The sequence below is a fragment of the Kribbella sp. NPDC050459 genome, assembly GCF_040655315.1.
Taxonomy (GTDB): domain Bacteria; phylum Actinomycetota; class Actinomycetes; order Propionibacteriales; family Kribbellaceae; genus Kribbella.
In genome coordinates, this window is sequence record NZ_JBFAJQ010000010.1 from 237264 (window position 1) to 253952 (window position 16689).

At 70.2% G+C, this 16689-nt stretch carries 15 protein-coding genes; 8 read left to right on the forward strand and 7 right to left on the reverse strand.

Features of this window, described 5'->3' with window-relative positions:
• Nucleotides 1-39 precede the first annotated feature (39 nt).
• The 4 genes from AB0I12_RS29225 to AB0I12_RS29240 are packed head-to-tail and all read right to left on the reverse strand — an operon-like array spanning nt 40 to nt 4539.
• The gene (locus tag AB0I12_RS29225; RefSeq protein ID WP_359935479.1) at nt 40-1371 is read right to left on the reverse strand and encodes a glycoside hydrolase family 32 protein; all 1332 of its coding nucleotides are present in this window, start codon (nt 1369-1371) and stop codon (nt 40-42) included.
• Nucleotides 1368-2207, reverse strand: a complete 840-nt coding sequence (locus AB0I12_RS29230) for a carbohydrate ABC transporter permease (RefSeq protein WP_359935481.1) — start codon at nt 2205-2207, stop codon at nt 1368-1370. The genes AB0I12_RS29225 and AB0I12_RS29230 overlap by 4 nt, the downstream gene beginning before the upstream one ends.
• A complete protein-coding gene (locus tag AB0I12_RS29235) occupies nt 2204-3136 on the reverse strand; it encodes a sugar ABC transporter permease (RefSeq protein ID WP_359935483.1) in 933 nt (310 codons plus the stop codon). The genes AB0I12_RS29230 and AB0I12_RS29235 overlap by 4 nt, the downstream gene beginning before the upstream one ends.
• Nucleotides 3136-4539 carry a sugar ABC transporter substrate-binding protein gene (locus tag AB0I12_RS29240; protein ID WP_359935485.1) on the reverse strand — a complete coding sequence of 468 codons (1404 nt, stop codon included), beginning with the start codon at nt 4537-4539 and terminating at the stop codon, nt 3136-3138. The genes AB0I12_RS29235 and AB0I12_RS29240 overlap by 1 nt, the downstream gene beginning before the upstream one ends.
• 161 nt (nt 4540-4700) lie before the next feature.
• Between AB0I12_RS29240 and AB0I12_RS29245 the strand changes: the two genes are divergently transcribed.
• Genes AB0I12_RS29245 through AB0I12_RS29255 form a run of 3 tightly spaced genes read left to right on the forward strand, consistent with a single transcriptional unit; the run spans nt 4701 to nt 8193 of the window.
• Nucleotides 4701-5759, forward strand: a complete 1059-nt coding sequence (locus tag AB0I12_RS29245; protein ID WP_359935487.1) for a LacI family DNA-binding transcriptional regulator — start codon at nt 4701-4703, stop codon at nt 5757-5759.
• Entirely contained in the window at nt 5756-7204 is a 1449-nt protein-coding gene (locus AB0I12_RS29250) for a glycoside hydrolase (protein WP_359935489.1), read from the forward strand. The genes AB0I12_RS29245 and AB0I12_RS29250 overlap by 4 nt, the downstream gene beginning before the upstream one ends.
• A gap of 26 nt (nt 7205-7230) precedes the next feature.
• Nucleotides 7231-8193, forward strand: coding sequence for a family 43 glycosylhydrolase (locus AB0I12_RS29255; protein ID WP_359935491.1), 963 nt, complete (start codon nt 7231-7233; stop codon nt 8191-8193).
• 3 nt (nt 8194-8196) lie between these two features.
• Here the strand turns inward: AB0I12_RS29255 and AB0I12_RS29260 are convergent, their stop codons facing one another.
• Complete coding sequence (locus AB0I12_RS29260) at nt 8197-8886, reverse strand: GAF and ANTAR domain-containing protein (RefSeq protein ID WP_359935493.1); 690 nt, start codon at nt 8884-8886, stop codon at nt 8197-8199.
• 199 nt (nt 8887-9085) lie between these two features.
• Here AB0I12_RS29260 and AB0I12_RS29265 point away from each other — a divergent pair, with 199 nt between their 5' ends.
• From AB0I12_RS29265 to AB0I12_RS29280, 4 genes are all read left to right on the forward strand, one after another.
• On the forward strand, nt 9086-9724 hold the full coding sequence (locus AB0I12_RS29265) for an ANTAR domain-containing protein (RefSeq protein ID WP_359935495.1): 639 nt from the start codon (nt 9086-9088) through the stop codon (nt 9722-9724).
• 227 nt (nt 9725-9951) lie between these two features.
• Nucleotides 9952-10344: an STAS domain-containing protein gene (locus AB0I12_RS29270; RefSeq protein WP_359935497.1), complete on the forward strand. Its 393-nt coding sequence runs from the start codon at nt 9952-9954 to the stop codon at nt 10342-10344.
• A complete protein-coding gene (locus AB0I12_RS29275) occupies nt 10331-11632 on the forward strand; it encodes a SpoIIE family protein phosphatase (RefSeq protein WP_359935499.1) in 1302 nt (433 codons plus the stop codon). The genes AB0I12_RS29270 and AB0I12_RS29275 overlap by 14 nt, the downstream gene beginning before the upstream one ends.
• The gene (locus tag AB0I12_RS29280; RefSeq protein WP_359935501.1) at nt 11629-12618 is read left to right on the forward strand and encodes a cobalamin-dependent protein; all 990 of its coding nucleotides are present in this window, start codon (nt 11629-11631) and stop codon (nt 12616-12618) included. The genes AB0I12_RS29275 and AB0I12_RS29280 overlap by 4 nt, the downstream gene beginning before the upstream one ends.
• A 7-nt stretch (nt 12619-12625) precedes the next feature.
• Here AB0I12_RS29280 and AB0I12_RS29285 read toward each other — a convergent pair whose 3' ends face one another.
• The gene (locus tag AB0I12_RS29285) at nt 12626-14638 is read right to left on the reverse strand and encodes an MMPL family transporter (RefSeq protein WP_359935503.1); all 2013 of its coding nucleotides are present in this window, start codon (nt 14636-14638) and stop codon (nt 12626-12628) included.
• 95 nt (nt 14639-14733) lie between these two features.
• Between AB0I12_RS29285 and AB0I12_RS29290 the strand changes: the two genes are divergently transcribed.
• Nucleotides 14734-15216, forward strand: a complete 483-nt coding sequence (locus AB0I12_RS29290; RefSeq protein ID WP_359935505.1) for a MarR family winged helix-turn-helix transcriptional regulator — start codon at nt 14734-14736, stop codon at nt 15214-15216.
• Nucleotides 15217-15222: 6 nt separating this feature from the next.
• Here the strand turns inward: AB0I12_RS29290 and AB0I12_RS29295 are convergent, their stop codons facing one another.
• On the reverse strand, nt 15223-16578 hold the full coding sequence (locus AB0I12_RS29295) for an NAD(P)/FAD-dependent oxidoreductase (RefSeq protein ID WP_359935507.1): 1356 nt from the start codon (nt 16576-16578) through the stop codon (nt 15223-15225).
• Nucleotides 16579-16689: the final 111 nt, after the last annotated feature.

Genomic DNA, 16689 nt, shown 5'->3' on the forward strand with positions numbered 1-16689 from the left:
TGATGCCGCGCCGGTTGTCCGGCGCGGCATCAGTCGTTTTCAGCAGCTCAGCGTCCAGATCCGCGCCGTCGCCGGGGCCTCGACACGCCACGTGGGCGGTGTGATCGGGTATACGCGGGTGCTGAGGACCCTGCCCGCGCTGGTGAAGACCTCGAGGACCGAGCCGTCGAGGATGATCCGCGCCGCCGGCCGGTCCGACGCCGGGTCGAAGGCGTCCGTCACCCGCATCCGCCCGCCGTGGGCGTGCCGGTCGAGGCCGGCCTGGCTGCGGTCGATCGTCAGCGCGTTCGCGTCGAGTTCGATCACGAGCCGTTCCTGGTCGCTGAAGTGGATGACGACCTGTCCGGAGCCTTCCGGTACGACGATCTCGCACTGCGCACCGGTCGACGCCCCGTCGGCGGGCGAGCCGCCCCCGACACGGAGCGAGTCGACCGTCGGAACCGGGGCGCTCCGCAGTGACGAGTCGGCCCCGAGCCAGACCACGCGGGGCAGCGAGATCACCCCCGCCCAGTCGTCGTTCCACCCAGGGCGGTCGCGCCCCTCGGTCAGCCAGCCGAACAACAGCGGGCCGAACCGGCTGTCGCGCAAGGCCGACGCGGCGTAGAAGTTCGTCCCGTGATCGACCCGCTGTGGAGCCGGCGGCCCGTCGACGCCGAACGACAGCACCTCGCCGGGACCGCCCTCCGGTGACCACGAGGAGACCACCGCGATCCGGCGGCCGTCGATCGTCAGCACCTGCGGACATTCCCACGCGGCGCCGGTGTCCTCGCCGCCCACGACACCGCGAGGCAGTTCGGCGAGCGGTCCGGCGTCCGTCCAGTGCTCCAGATCGTCCGAGCGGTACGACGCGATGCTCGCGCCGCGGCCGACGTACCCGGCGCCGACCGCCATCCACCACGCCCCGTCCTCCCGCCAGACGAACGGGTCGCGGAACATGATCGCGCCGTCGGACGGGTCGGGCACCACCTGGCGCGGCGGCCCGAACGACGCGCCGCCGTCGTCGGACACCGCGCTGAGGACCGACTGGTACGGGCGCTCCTCGACCCGGCCCGAGTAGAACGCCCGGATCCGGCCGTCGTCGAGCACTGTGTTGCCGGACCAGCAGCCGTCGGTGTCCGGACCGCCCGGCCGGGGCGCCATCGCGGGCCGGTGCAGCGTCCAGCGGACGTAGTCGGTCGACGTCGCATGACCCCACTCGACCGGCGCCTGCAGGTCGAGCACCGGCCGCGACTGGAAGTACAGGTGGACGTCGTCGCCGAGCTCGATCGGGCCGTTCGGGTCGTTGAGATACCCGCGCGGCGGCCGGACATGGAACGCGGGACGGAGATGCGCGACCGTGCCGGCCGATCGGGCGGACTGGATCTGGGTCACCGTGAAGCTCCTGCCGTGATTCCTGCGATGAAGTACCGCTGGGCGAAGACGAACAGCACGACGCTCGGCAGGATCGCGAGCACGACACCGGCCAGCACGACCGAGATCGAGCCGGTGCCGAGATTGCCCTGCAGACCGACCAGGCCGAGCGGCAGCGTGAAGCTGTCCTGCGACTGCAGGAAGATCAGCGGCCGGTAGAACTCCGCCCAGAAGCCGGAGAAGTTCAGGATCGCGAGGGTCGCGATCGCCGGGCCGGCCATCTTGGCGTAGATCATCAGGAAGGTCTGGAAGTGCCCGGCGCCGTCGATCCGAGCGGCCTCGCCCAGCTCGCGGGGCATCTGCAGGAAGTACTGCCGCATCAGGAAGGTGCCGAACGCGCTGCCGAGCGCCGAGACCACCAGCGACAACGGGCTGTCGGACAGGCCGAGGTACCGGACGATCACGAACACCGGGATGATGATCGTCTGCAGCGGCACCATCATCGTGGCCAGGAAGATCCCGAAGATCACCGAGCGCCCCGGGAAGCTGACCATCGCGAACGCGTACCCCGACAGCGTGCAGGTGATGGTCTGGCCGACCACGATCAGCCCGGTGACGACCACGCTGTTGACGAAGAACCGGCCGATCGGGATCCGGTCGAAGACCGCACTGTAGTTGGAGAAGTCCGGGTGCAGCGAGAACCACTGCGGCGGGTTGGTGAACGCCTCGGCCGGTGTCCGCAGCGACGTGGTGACCGTCCACAGCAACGGGCCGAGGGCAACCATCGCGGCGATCACCAGGATCGCGACGCCGGTGCCGCGGCCGATCCGGGCCAGGGTCGTGGTGGAGTGGATCATTGGTAGAACACCAGCTTTCGTGCCGCGAGGAACTGCAGCCCGGTGATCACCAGGATCGCGGCCAGCAGCACGATCGCGATCGCGGAGCCGTAGCCGAACTGCAGGTTCTGGAAGCCCTTCTGGTACATCGCGATCGTCACCGTCGTGGTCGCCGATCCCGGCCCGCCCTTGGTCATGATGTACGGCTGGTCGAACAGCTGCATCGCGTTGATCAGGGCAACCACCGCGGCGAACAGGATCGTCGGGCTGATCAGCGGGATCTTGATCCGCAGCAGGGTCCGCAACGGTCCGGCGCCGTCGATCTGGGACGCCTCCAGGACGTCGGTCGGCACCGACATCAGCGCGGCCACGAACAGCACGAACGTGAACCCGGCCTGCTGCCACACCGCGATCAGCACGATCGTGGTCGCGGCCGCGAAACCGTTGGTCAGCCATGGCACGTTCGGGATCCCGAGCAGGCCGAGGTAGTAGTTCACGACGCCGAACTTGTAGTCGAACAGATAGCCCATGAAGATCGACACGGCCGCGGTCGATGCGAGCAGCGGAAGGTAGAACGCGGTCCGGAACACCGTCCGCACCCAGATCAGCCGGCGCTGGTTGACCAGGACCGCGAGCCCCAGGCCGACGGTCAGCTGCAGGACGACGATCGCGAGCGCCATGCCGAGCGTCACGCCGAACGACTTGAGCACCGGGCCGTCGGTGAACAGCCGCCGGTAGTTCTCCAGCCCGACGAATTCCGGCGACGAGATGACGTCCCAGGAGAAGAACGACAACCCGAGCGACGCGACGATCGGGATCGCGGTGAAGACCGCGACGAACAGCACCGACAGCCCGATCATCGCGAACCCGAAGCGCGTCTCCCCGTGCGAGCTCGGGTGGCTGCGCGGCTTCACCGCCGTACGCCGTACCTCCGCGGTGACGGCAGTCATCAGCCGGCCCCCGCGGCCTTCTCGAGGTCGGACTGCAACCCGTCGAGGGCTGCTTTGGCGTTGCCGGACGAGATCGCCTCGGTGGTGCGCTGGTTGAGCGCGGTCGCGAGCGCGTTGTAGTACGGCGGGGCCGGGATCGGGGCGGTGTCCGGGTGCTTGGTCAGCGTGTCGTAGAAGACCGACCAGTGTTTCGGGCCGGTCTTCGCGTACCGCGCGGCCGTCACCAGGGACTTGCGGCCGGGCGTGGTGACGTTGCCCGGGAAGACCAGGTCGAACGTCTCCGGCTTCACCAGCAGCTTCAGGACCTCCCAGGCCAGGTCCTTCTTCTTCGACGACTTGAAGATCGCGTATCCGCCGGCGCCGAACAGGTGGCGCTGGCTCTTCCACTTCGGGAACATCGTGACGTCGAAGCTGCCGTTCTTCATCCCGGCGTTGGTCAGGCCGCCGGCCCAGAAGCCGCCGCCGATCGACATCCCGATCCGGTTCGACGCGAACAGGCCCTGCAGCGTGCCGCCCCCGCCGACGTCGGGCGACGGCGACAGCCCCTTCTTGGTCAGCTCGATCATGTAGTTCAGCGCCTCGACGGTGGCCTCGGAGTTCGCGGTCGGCGCGCCCCACTTCCAGCCGCCCTTGCGGCCCGCGGCGGCCGCGTCACCGGCGTACGCCTTGCTCCACAGCCAGTCGCCGCCGTCGTACTTGCCCTCCTCGAGCAGGTTGGCGTTGTTGGCGTACATGAACGACGTCCAGCTGCCCCACAGCCGGACCACCCAGCCGAAGGCGTTGACGCCCTGGAACTTCGCGATCTTGGTCGCGGCCGCCTCGAAGTCGTCGAGGGTCCAGTTCTCGCTCGGCGGTACGACGCCGGCGCGCTGGAACAGGCCGGTGCTGTAGAACATGTTCCCGGCGTTGAAGCTGTCCGGTAGCTCCCACAGGTGGCCCTGGTACATCATCGACTCGACCAGGGCCGGATGGATGTCGGCGAAGTACTCCTTCAGCGCGTCGAGGTCCTTGGTGACGTAGTCGTCGAGCGGGACCGCGAGCTCCTTCGACGCCATCAGCTGCAGGCCCTCGGTGGCGACGCTGATGATGTCCGGCGGCGTCCCGGCGGCGATCTGGGTCAGCACCTTGGCCAGGAAGTCGTTCCAGTCGGTGCCGTTGATGGCCGAGATCTCGAACTTGATGCTCGCGTCGAGCTTGGCGATCTGCGGCTGCAGACGGTTCTGCAGCTGGGTGGCCGCGGCCTGCTCACCGAAGTACAGCATCTTCAGCGACTTCGACGAGCTGCCGCTGTCCTTGCCGCAGGCGGCCAGATCGGCCAGTGCGGCCAGGCTGAGACCACCGGCTCCGGCCTTCAGCAGAGTACGGCGGGCGAGCGCGCCGCCGGGCGGACGAGTACCTGTCATCTGGGTTCCTCCTTGACCGCTCGGGCAGCCCGGCAAGGCCGCCCAATACGTATTGACCCGGGACCGTAGCAGCGGTGTACGGTGTGACGCAATACGTATTGGGTCGATCTGTGATAGGAAAAAGACCGCGGCGACGAGGCCGCGCAGCGCAGAGGGGGACCATGGCGAAGCAGCCGGCCGGCCGGCCGAAGCGGGTCACGATGACCGACGTCGCGCGACGTGCGGGGGTGTCCCAGCCGACGGTCTCGTTCGTGCTCAACGACCGTCGTGACGTCGCGGTGGCCGAGGAGACCCGGCGGCGCGTCCTCGAGGCCGCGGCCGAGCTCGAGTTCGTCCCGAACCGGGCCGCGCAGCTGCTCCGGTCGAACAAGTCGTTCACGGTCGGCGTCGTGACGAGCGGTATCGTCTCCCAGCCGTATGCGGGTCTGATCGTGCTCGGCCTGCAACAGGTCGTCCAGCCCGCCGGGTACGTGTGCATGGTCGTCGACACCACCGACGACCCGGGGCAGGGCGACGACGCGGTGGCGAGTCTGGTCGGGCAGGGCGTCGCCGCGATCGTGTACGCGTCACTCTCGCCGAAGCCGTTGCACCGCAGCCCGCGCCTCGACGGGATCCGGACGATCTTCGTGAACTGCTGGCCGGAGGAGGGGCACGCCGACACGGTCCTGCTCGCCGACGAGTACGCCGGTGGGCGCGCCGCGGCCGCATCGGTCTTCGACCGCGGGCACCGCGACGTCGCCTTCCTCGGCGGTATGCGGAACGACTACGCCTGCAAGGAGCGCCGCCGCGGCTTCGACGACGCCGCCCGCGCGGCCGGTCTGCGGCCGGCCGACCTCGTCCACCGGTACGGCAACTACCAGATCGGCTCCGGGTACGACCTCGCGACCGAGGTGGTGCCGGAGCACGGATCGACCGCGCTCGTGTGCGGCAACGACCGGATGGCGATCGGTGCGCTGCTCGCCGCCCACGCGCTCGGCCTGGAGTGCCCGCGCGACATCAGCATCGTGGGGTTCGACGACCAGCCTGACGTCGCGGACCAGGTCCGCCCGGGGCTGACCACCGCCGCACTGCCGCACCTGATGCTCGGCCGCCGCGCGGGGGAGCTGGTGCTGTCCCCGCCGGACGAGGCCCCCGAGCGGATCATCGTCGACTGCGAGCTGATCGAGCGCGACTCGGTCGGCGATCCGCCGCGCCGGCGCCGGCGCGGGACGCCGCAATGATCCACTGGCGCCCGTCGTCGGGCTTCGTCGGTGACGTGATCCCGTTCAGTCATGCCGGGCGGATCTGGTTGTTCTACCTGCTCGACGAGCGCCCCGACGACCCGACCGCAGGGGAGGATGGGATGCCCTGGGCGTTGCTGTCGACAACGGATTTCGTGCAGTACACGGACCACGGCGTCGTCCTGCCGGCTGGTGGTCGCGACGACGAGGACTTCGACTGCTACACGGGAAGTGTGGTCGCCGACGGGGACCGGCTGCATCTGTTCTACACCGGCCACAACCCGCGGCGCGGCGATGCGGACGGCTCGTTCCAGGTGGTCTGTCACGCGGTCAGCGACGGTGATCCGACGCGCTGGACAAAGCAGCCCGCACTGTCCTTCGGTGCGCCGGAAGGGTTCGTGCCACAGGACTGGCGGGATCCGTTCGTCTACCGGGTCGGTGAAACCTGGCAGCTGGTGCTCGCTGCGCGGTACGCCGCTGCGCCCGATCGCCGGTGCGGTGTGGTGGCGCGGCTGACGTCGACCGATCTGGAGAAGTGGGAACTCGCGGAGCCGCTGTGGGAGCCGCACCGGTTCATCACCCAGGAGTGCCCGGACGTGTTCCAGTGGGGCGACTGGTGGTACCTGGTCTACTCCGAGTTCACCGACGCGTTCCAGACGCGCTACCGGATCGCGCGCGGTCCCGACGGGCCGTGGCTCGCACCCGCGCGCGACACCGTCGACGGACGAGCGTTCTACGCATCCAAATCGGTCGAACACGACCGACGGCGATTCTTCGTCGGCTGGATCCCCACGAAACAAGGGGATTCGGACACCGGCCCGTGGCAGTGGGCCGGCGACCTCGCTGTCCTCGAGGCGCACCAGGAGGACGACGGCACCCTGGCGTTCGGGTTCCCGCGTGAGGTCGTCGCGGCGCACGGCGACGTACAGGATGTGCAGGTGTCACCGCTCGACGGCGCGGACGCCGTACCGGGGCAGGGCGCGATCGACCGGTACGCCGCTTGGATCGGTGAACCCGTTCCCGGGCGGTGCCTGATCACACTGACCGTCGACGTCGATCCCGGCACGCAGTCGTTCGGCTTGCTGCTGCATGCCGGGCCGGACGGCGAGGACGCGACGATCGTCCGCCTGGAGCCACAAGCGAACCGTTTGGTCATGGATCACTGGCCCCGCGGCCGCACCGGCCCTGCACAGTGGCAGGTTCGCGGCGACGTGCCGTACGTCGTGGAGCTCGAGCGAGCCTGTCCGCTGCCGCCTGGCCGGCATACGGTGCAGGTGCTGCTGGACGGGACGACCGGACAGGTAGTGGTCGACAACCGGATCGCGCTGAGCTTCCGCCGGTACGACTTGGGGCTTGGGCAGCTGGGCCTGTTCGTCACAGACGGCGCGTTCGGGTTGGTGTCTCTGAAGGTGGCCCGGTGGCCGGGGTACATTGCAGCACCTTGACAACCCCGACGCCCACGGGAGTTCGCATGCGCCGTACGCCACTTGTCCTAGGTATCGTCGCCAGTCTGTGCGCAACGCTGATGCCGGCGGGTGTCGCCGAGGCGGCCGGGCCGAGCAGTGTGCGCCGGGTCGGCACCGAGGAGTTCGCCGACCCCGGATTCGCGCACTTCGGCTCGAAGTACTACCTGTTCCGGACCGGCGCCGGCTACGGCGCGCGCTGGACGACGAGCGGCGGCTGGTCGGCGGTCCACAAGTCGATGGCGGCGATCCCGGCCTGGGTCGATCACAGCAAGCCGTTGCTGTGGGCACCGGAAGTCTTCCAGAGCTCGGACAGCCGCGGCGCGTTGTACGTCATGTACTTCACCGGCGAGTCGGTGTCCCGCCACGTGCACTGCATCGGCGTCGCGACCTCGCGGCAGCCGGCGGGCAACTACACGCCCGGTGCGAAGCCGGTCGTCTGCTCGCCGTGGGTCTCGCGCGGGTACGAGGCGATCGACCCGGCGGCGTACCGCGCCAAGGACGGCAAGCGGTACCTGATCTACAAGAGCGACTACCGCAACGCGTCCGGCTTCCAGATCCGCGCGGTGCAGATGGACACCCAGAGCGGTACGCGGGTGGTCGGCAACAGCATCGCGAAGATCGTCAGCTCCACCAGGATCGAAGGCCCGTCGGTGATCGCGCACGGCGGCAAGGTGTGGTTGTTCGCCTCGCGCGGTGACTACGTCAACTGCTCGTACAACACCGACGTATGGTCCGCGAACACCTTCTGGGGCGGGCGTTTCACACGGGTGAAGACCTTGATGACGACCACGTCGACCCGGCTCTGCGGTCCCGGCGGAGCGACCGTGCTGAACGTCGGCGGGACCACGCGGATCGCGTTCCACGCGTACGTCGACGCCAACCACAACGGGGTGAAGGACTCGAACAAACGGCAGGCGTACACCGGCGTCGTGAAGTGGACCAGCGCCGGAAACCCCTATCTCAGCTAGGACCTATGTTCGCGCCTTCTTGGCGGTGTCCCGGACCACCCCGGCCGCGACCTCGCGGAGCTTGACGTTGCCGGTCTGCGACGTCCGGACGAGGAACGTGAAGGCCCGGTTCGCGTCGAGCTGGTAGCGCTCCATCAGGATCCCGATGGCGGTGCCGATCGTGGTCCGGCTCTCGAGCGCCTCCGTCATCGTCGACTCCTGCCGGCTCCAGCCCAGCAGGACGGCGGCCCAGTCGGCGTACATGCCCGCGATGTAGTGGGCGTCGGCGTCGAAGGCCTGCGGCTTGTCGGCGTACAGGTTGAGCGCGCCGCGGACCCGCGGCGCGGCCCGGAACTGGAACGAGAGCTGCGAGTGCATCCCGAGGGCGGCGGCCTTCGGACCGTACTGCGGCCACCGGTCGTCGGTCCCCAGGTTGTCGACCTGCACGACCGGCTCGCTGAGCGCCGCGTCGAGGCACGGCCCCTCGCCCAGGTCGTACTGCAACTGGTCGACCTCGGCCGCGAGCGGATCGGTCGGTGCGAGCGTCTCGATCGTGCCGTCGGTGCTGGTCACCGAGATGCTGGCGCCCGTGATGCCGGGGATCGACGCGGCCACGCTGGAGGTGATCAGGTCGAGCGAATCCTCGGCCGTGACCGGCGTTCGCAATGTGTCGGCGACCGTGGTCATCAGGTCGGCCAACTCCGGTAGTTCCATCGCAGTACCCTCGACTCGAATGGTCGGCGGCGCCGACCGGTGGATTCATTGTGCGTCTTCCGGGCCACCGTGCCCAGCACGGCCCCACCGGCCGGAAAGTGCCCGGACCGGCGGCCTGCGGGGGACGGATCGCCTATGATCCCGACGATCCAGACCCGGACCCGGCGCGCGCCGGTCCACGTTGCCGATGGGGAGTCCGTTGCGAACAGACGACGAGCAGATCGTGCGCCGTAAGGCGGCAGAACTCGCCGACGTGGCGTTGCGGCTCCAGTCCGCCCGGGACATGACCGACCTACTGACAGTGACAGCCGAGCTGGCGGCGGCGTTCTTCGCTTGCCCGCTCGTCGGCGTCGCCACGCTCGGTCGCGACGCGGCGCTCGTCGACGTGGCTGGTCCGGCAGCCGATCTGCTCCGCGACGACGCGGCGACGCCAGCCGGTGCCTTGCGGCGTTCGCTCGAGGCGGCCGAGCCCGTGTCCGCCGACGTACGCGATGCAAGGCGCGTCACGCACGTCCCGTTGATCCCGGGCCGCGGGCGGGCCGTCGGTGTGCTGTCGCTGTACTGGCCCGGCACGGTCACCGACCTGACGTACGTCAGGCCGTTCTCGACCCATGTCGCTGTCGCCATGGAATCGCTGTGGTACCAGCACCGCTTGCACGCGTCGATCGAGACGCACCGCCTGGTCAGCTCGAGCCTCGGGGTGCTGATGGAGCGCTACGGCATCGACAGCCGGGAGGCGTACGAGGTGCTGAGCGGGATCTCGCTGGAGTACAACGTGAAGCTGCCCGAGATCGCCCGCCGGGTCATCGAGGACCGCGACCTGCCGGTCTCCCGCTGACCCTGTCCGCTCCCTGTACACGGTCGTGAGCGGACAGTCGCGATCACGGCGGCCGGCCGCCGGGTGCAGGTGTGTCAGGTTGCCCGCGCCGGGTGGCGGTGATAGTTGTAGGCGAGGTCATCGGTTTAGCCAGCAGCCGAGTATTGGCCCGCGCCTTCGCGCGCGTTGAGCCGTCGGGTTGCCTGCGTCGTTCGTTGCCAGGTGCCCGGCAGGAAGCTGCTGCTGTCATGCTCGATGAAGGTGCCGAACTCGTCCTCACCACGATCGATGCGGGGTCGTACGTGATGGTCCGGGTCGTGGGCGACCTCGACCTGGAGAGTGCGCCGGTGCTCACCGCCGGCCTGAAGGCCCAGCTCGGACCACGGCCGATCGTGCTCGACCTGAGCGGGGTCGAGTTCATGGACTCCAGCGGCCTCGGCGTCCTGGTCGGTGCGCACAAGGAAGCGGCGGCGCGGGGCGGGGCCCTGGTCCTGGCGGCGCCCAGCCCGCGGGTGCACAAGATCTTCAAGGTCACCAAACTGCACAAGGTGTTCGCCGTCCACGAGACGCTCGACCAGGCGGTCGAAGCGGTCGTTTCAACGGTTCCGGCCACCGGCTCGGTGACCGATGATCAAGGCTGAGGACGCCACCGGCACCGGACACGCACCGGCAACGACCGGGGCCCGGCCCGAGCTCGCGGAGGACATCGCGCTGGCGATGGCCGGTTCGCTCAACCTGCGGCGCTCTGTCCTGCAACTCCTCGACGGAGTGCGCCCCGAGGTCGCCGATTGGGCGGTGGTCGCGCTCGCCAGTCCGCAGGGCGCCGGTCTCCAGCTGTTCGGGGGCAGCGACGTGACGGCCGAGCTGACGGTGTCGCGGCGGCGTGTGGCCGGCACGGCTCTCGGGCGGGTGCTGACGACCGGTATGCGGGAGCTCTTGCATGTCGCCGCGGGGGTCGAGGACGGCCTGTCCGCGCTCATCCCGCATTCGGTCCTGCGGCACGAGGCTGCGTCGCTGCGCCCGGCGGACGTGCTCGCCATCGGCCTGACCGCGCGGGGCGCGACGCTGGGCGCGCTGATCATGGTGCGCGGGCAGGGGCGCGGATTCGGTTCGGACGACATCGCACTGGCCGAGCGGATCGCAGCCCGGGCGTCGCTGGCGCTGGACTCCGCACGGCTGTACGAACAGCGTGGCGAGATCACGTCGGCGTTGCACGACAGCCTCGTGCCACCGCCGCTGCCGGACGTGCCCGGTGCCGTGCTCGGGGCGCGCTATCGGCCGGCTGCCGAGCAGCTCGACATCGGCGGTGACTTCTACGACGTCTTCCGCGCGGGGGAGGATTGGCTGATCGCCCTGGGCGACGTCTGCGGCAAGGGTGTGAATGCCGCGGTCCTGACCGGCAGAGCACGTCAGAGCCTTCGGACCGCGGCACATTTCGAGCGCGAACCGGGCGCTCTGCTGGGCGCCCTGAGCGCGGTCTTCCACGACGACACGTCGGAGCGCTTCATCACGCTGCTCTGCCTGCGCGTCCGCGCCGGAGAGAGTCCCGAGGCCGGGGACCTGGTCGTGGAGGTCGCGTCCGCCGGCCACGCACCACCACTGCTTGTCCGCGCCGACGGCGAGGTCGAGGCCGTCGAGGCGGAAGGCGCGGTGCTGGGCGTCGTCGGCGATGCGCAGTACGTCGCGACCACGGTCCGGCTGGCGCCCGGCGATCAGCTGGTGCTGTACACCGACGGTGTCGAGGAGGCCCGCGGTGAGTCCGGTTTCTACGGCGACGACCGGTTGGCCGAGCTGCTGGGCCGGCTCGCCGGCGCCGCACCCGACGTGGTCTGCGCCGCCGTCGAACAGGACGTGGTCGAGCACCTCGCCGGTCGTGCTCATGACGACATCGCCGTGGTGTCGGTCGGCTGCGCGCGGACGACCGCGTGAGCGCGGCCGATCTCGGAGCGACCCTGACGGCGTTCCAGGACGCCGTGGCGAAGGTCGACGTCACGAATGCGCTCGGCGTCGTGGATGCGGCGCTGGCGGACGGTGCGGATCCGATCGCGTTGCTGACCCACGTCGTCGGTCCGGCCCAGCGCGTCGTCGGCGACAAGTGGCAGCGCGGGGAGTGGTCGGTGGCGGACGAGCACGCCGCGACCGCGGTGGCGATGTCCGCGACCGAGACGATCGCACGGGCAGTACGGCGTACGCCGGTGGTCCGGGGGCGGGTCGTCGTGGCGTGCGCCGAGCGCGAATGGCATGCGCTCGCGGCGATGATGATCGACTGCGCGCTGCGTTCCGACGGGTGGGAGACGACGCTGCTCGGCGCGTCGACACCGGCGCTGCGGCTGAGTCAGTACCTGCAGGATCTCGGCCCGGACGCGGTGGCGGTCAGCTGCTCGGTCCTCGGCTCGCTGCCGACCACACGACGCTTCATCGAGGCGTCGCGAGCCGCGGGGATCCCGGTGCTGGTCGGCGGGCCGGCGTTCGGGACCGACGACCTGCGGGCAACCAGCCTCGGGGCGACCGCGTGGGCCGCCGACGCGGCCCACGCGATCGAGGTCATCCGGACCATGCCCGCCGTGGTGCCGCGGGCGGAACCGTTGCCCGAGGCCGCGGCAGCCGAACAGGCCGCGCTCGAACTGGCGCACGCGGCCTTGATCGCCGACCTGACGTCGAGATGGCCGGGACCGGAGTGCGATCTGGATCCGGATCTGGTCAAGGACTCGATCGAGCAGTTGCTGCACGCGGTCTGGGCAGCGCTGCTGACCACTGACCCGCGTCCGATCTCACAGACCGAGGGCTGGGTCACGGCGCTGCTCGATTTCCGTCGGCTGCCACCGGCCCTGGCGACCAGCCTCCGGGACGAACTGACCCGCGCGCTGCGCGACTATCCGCTGGCGAGCTTCCTGTTCGCCACGTCCTGGACCTGAGCCCCGCTCAGGATGTTGCCGTAGGCACCTTTTGCCCGGACCTGTTCGGCCACCAGAACCGGTCGCCGAGCAGGAAGGCCAGCGCCGGGACGACGACCGTGCGGACGAGCAGGGTGTCGAGCAGGACGCCGACACAGACGATCACCCCGACCTGGGTCAGCGTGATCAGCGGGAGCACGCCGAGCACCGCGAAGACGGACGCCAGCAGCAGCCCGGCGCTGGTGATGACGCCGCCCGTCACCCGGAGCCCGGTCAGCATGCCTTCCCGGGTGCTCGTGGTCCGCGCCTCCTCGCGAGCCCGCGTGGTCAGGAAGATGTTGTAGTCGACGCCGAGTGCCACGAGGAACAGGAAGGACAGCAAGATGACCTGTCCGTCGAGGGCAGGGAAGCCCAGGAGATGGTCGAACAGCAGCCAGCTGGCCCCGAAGCTCGCGAAGAACGACGCGATGACGGTCAGCAGCAACAGCACGGGTGCCAGCACGGACCGCAGTACGGCGACCAGGACTGCCCCCACCAGCAGCAGGATCAGCGGCATGATCAGCAGCCGGTCGCGCTGATCGGCCTCATTCGAGTCGAGGGTCTCGGCCGCGCCGCCCCCGACCAGGACGTCCGTCCCGACCTGGTCGAGCCGCTCGCGGAGGTCCCGGACCGCGGCGAAGGACTCGGCGCTTCCCGGCTCGGCGGTCAGCACCACGTCGTAGGAGGCGAGTTGGTCGTTGCGGGCACCCGGCCGGACCTCGGCGACGCCGGGTGCGTCCTTGATCGACGCCGCCACCGCGGATGCCTGCTGCGCGGGACCGATCACCGTCAGCGGCTCCGTGGAGCCGGCCGGGAACGCCTCCGCCAGGATCTTCGCGCCGCGCACCGCCTCCGGCTCGACCCGGAACTGCTCGTTCTGCGCGAGACCGGTGCGGACGCCGAACGTGCCGAGCGCGAGCCCGGCGAGAACCAGGGTGGACAGCACGAGCACCACGGCCGGCCGGCGCGCGACAACCGCCCCGAGGCGGCCCCACAGCTTGCCCTCGGTCGCGGGGTCACCCACCCGCGGCACGAACGGCCAGAACACCTTCCGTCCGAACAGCACCAGGACCGCGGGCAGGACTGCGAGCCCGGCGACCATCGCGAGGGCGATACCGATGATGCATCCGATCGCGATCCCGACCAGCGTCTCGGTGCTCGCGAGCAACAGCAGGGCAAGTGCGGCGATGACGGTGCCGCCGCTGGCCAGGATCGGTTCGGCGACCCGGCGTACGGCGAGGGACATGGCGTAGCCCGGCCGCTCCTCGTGCCGGAGGATCTCGCGGTACCGAGCGATCAGGAGCAGTGCGTAGTCCGTGGCGGCGCCGAAGACCAGCACGCTGACGATCCCGGTGACCTGTCCGCCGCCAGGAATTCCGAGGCGTGACAGGACCTGGTCGGACAGGCTCGTCGTGACCTGCTCGGTGAGCCCGACGACGATCAGTGGAAGAAGCACCAGGCCGGGACTGCGATACGTCAGTAGGAGCAGCAGCGCGACCACTGCGGCGGTGACGATGATCAGCTTGCTGTCGGCGCCGTCGAAGACCTTGGTGAGGTCGGTGGTGAAGGCAGCGGGACCGGTGACGGCAGTCTCCAGGCCGGACGGCAGACCGCGCAGCTTCTCGCGCAACTGGTCGACGGCTGTGGCGATCGCGACGTCGTCGCGCTCCGACAGGGGGAGTACGGCGAGTGCGACGCGCCCGTTCTCCGGGACCTGCAACGGGGCCCGCACGCCGACCGAGGCGGCCTTGGCCTGCGCCGCGGACCGGTCGGCGGCGGTCAGCGGGCCGCCGTCGGACCGGCTGAACACGATCAGCGCGGCGGAACCGTCGGCCTGGGGGAGCTGCGCGCGAAGCTGCTCGACCTGCGCGGACTCGGCCGCGGTCGACAGACCCGTCGCGGATCTGGGCGCGGCCTCGCCCGGGCTGGGCAGCAGCAACGCCGCGGCCGCCAATAGGACGGCCACGAGGACGACGAAGGCGGCCGTGCGCCGACTGCGCACCAACCGGGCCGGACCTGGCACAGTGACTCCCAACGAGGCCTAGAAAACTCGATGATCAAGTATCTTGATTTCCAAGACATTAGGAGGTGGAGGTGGTGGAGCGCAAGTCCCGGCCCCCACAGGACGACCTCGTCGGCCTGGTGCAGATGCTCGTCGCGGAGGGGCAGCGGATCGCGCACGTGTTCGCACAGCGGCACGGCGTCCACGGCACCGACGTCGAGGCGTTGGTGCGGATCCTCGTCGCCGGCGAGCGCGGCCGGCCGCTGACGGCCGGCCAGCTGGCCGCCGAACTGGGACTGACGACCGGGTCCGTGACGACCCTGCTCGACCGGCTCGAACGTGCCGGCCACGTCCAGCGGGAACGCGATCCGGCCGACCGGCGCCGGGTGATCCTGCGGTACGGCGAGCCCGGCCGCGAACTCGCCGGCCGGTTCTTCACGCCGCTGGGAGCCCATCACCGCGCGGCCACCAGCGAGTTCACGCCCGCCGAGCTCGAGGTCGTCAAGCGCTATCTGACGGCGTCCATCGACGCGTTCCGCGCGTACCGCTCGGAGCTGAGCGAGCAGCCCAAGCGCTGAGGCATGTCAGCGTGCGGTGACTTGGGCCTCCAGATCGCGCAGCGCCTGGAGGAAGGCTTCGGAGAACGTCGGGAACGGCTGGATGACGTCGAGCATGACGGGCAGCGGGACCTTTGCGCGGACCGCCAGCGTGGCTTGTTGCAGCCACTCGCCGGCTTCCGGGCCGACGGCGTACGCGCCCGTGATCAGGGTTCCGTCCGAGACCAGCGTCAGGAAGCCGGGCTGGGTGTCGTACGAGCGGAGGTACGTCGCGGTTCGTGGCACACCGGACAGTTGCACGGTGGCCACGAACGCGCCGTCCGCGGCGCCGACCGACGCGGCCTGCGGGTAGCAGTACACGACCCGCGGCACCGCGTCGTAGTTCGCCGTCCGGGGCCTGCCGAGAATGTTGCTTGCGGCAACACGTCCCTGGTACTCGCCGACGTGCGTCAGTTGCCACCGGCCGGTGACGTCGCCGATCGCCCAGATGCCGGGAGTTGCCTGCAGCGTGTCGTCGACCGGGACGCCGCGCGGATCGGGATCGATGCCGACGGTCTCCAGCCCGATGCCGTCGACCCGCGGCCGGCGGCCGGTCGCGACCAGGATCCGGTCACCCGTCACCTGCGTCGCGTCGCTCAGGTCGACCACGTACGTCGATCCCGCGAGCGCGACGCGCTCCGCGCCGGTGCCGACCCGGACGTCCACGCCGTCCGCGGTGAGTGTGGTCGCGACCGCTTCGCCGATGGCCCGCGGTTCGCGGGGGAGCAGGTGTTCGCCGCGCTCGAGCAGCGTCACGGTCGCGCCCATCCGGGCCAGTGCCTGACTCATCTCGACGCCGGTGGCTCCGCCGCCCAGGACGATCAGCCGGTCCGGGACCTCGACGAGCCCGGTGACGTCGCGGTTCGTCCACACGCCGGGCAGCTCCTGGAGTCCGGGGACCGGTGGGATCACCGGGTCGGCGCCGGTCGCGACCACGATCGCCTCCGCGGTGCAGGTCCGGTCGTCCACCGCGACGGTGTGCGGGCCCGCGAGCCGGCCGTGACCGCGCTGGATCTCGATCCCGGCGCCCTTGGCCCACGAGACCTGGCCGGAGTCGTCGTACCCGGAGACCATGAAGTCCCGCCAGCCGAGGGCAGCGGAGACGTCGAGCGTGCCGGTGACGGCCTCCCGGGCGCCGGGCGCGTCGAGCGCCTCGGCCAGCGCCTCGCCGGGGCGCAGCAAGGTCTTCGACGGGATACAGGCCCAGTACGAGCACTCGCCGCCGAGCAGTTCACGCTCCACGACGGCGACGCGCGCGCCGCCCTTGGCCAACGTCGCGGCACAGTGTTCGCCCGGTGCCCCGGCGCCGAGCACGATCACGTCGTACTCGTGCTTGCTGTCCATCGCGCACTCCCTTCGGTTGCGTCCAGGGTGGCGCGGACCAGGTGGCCGCCGGGCCAGTGACTGTCCCTGGTTTCCGCCGACCAGGGACCGTCACTGGTGTCGTGGCGGTCG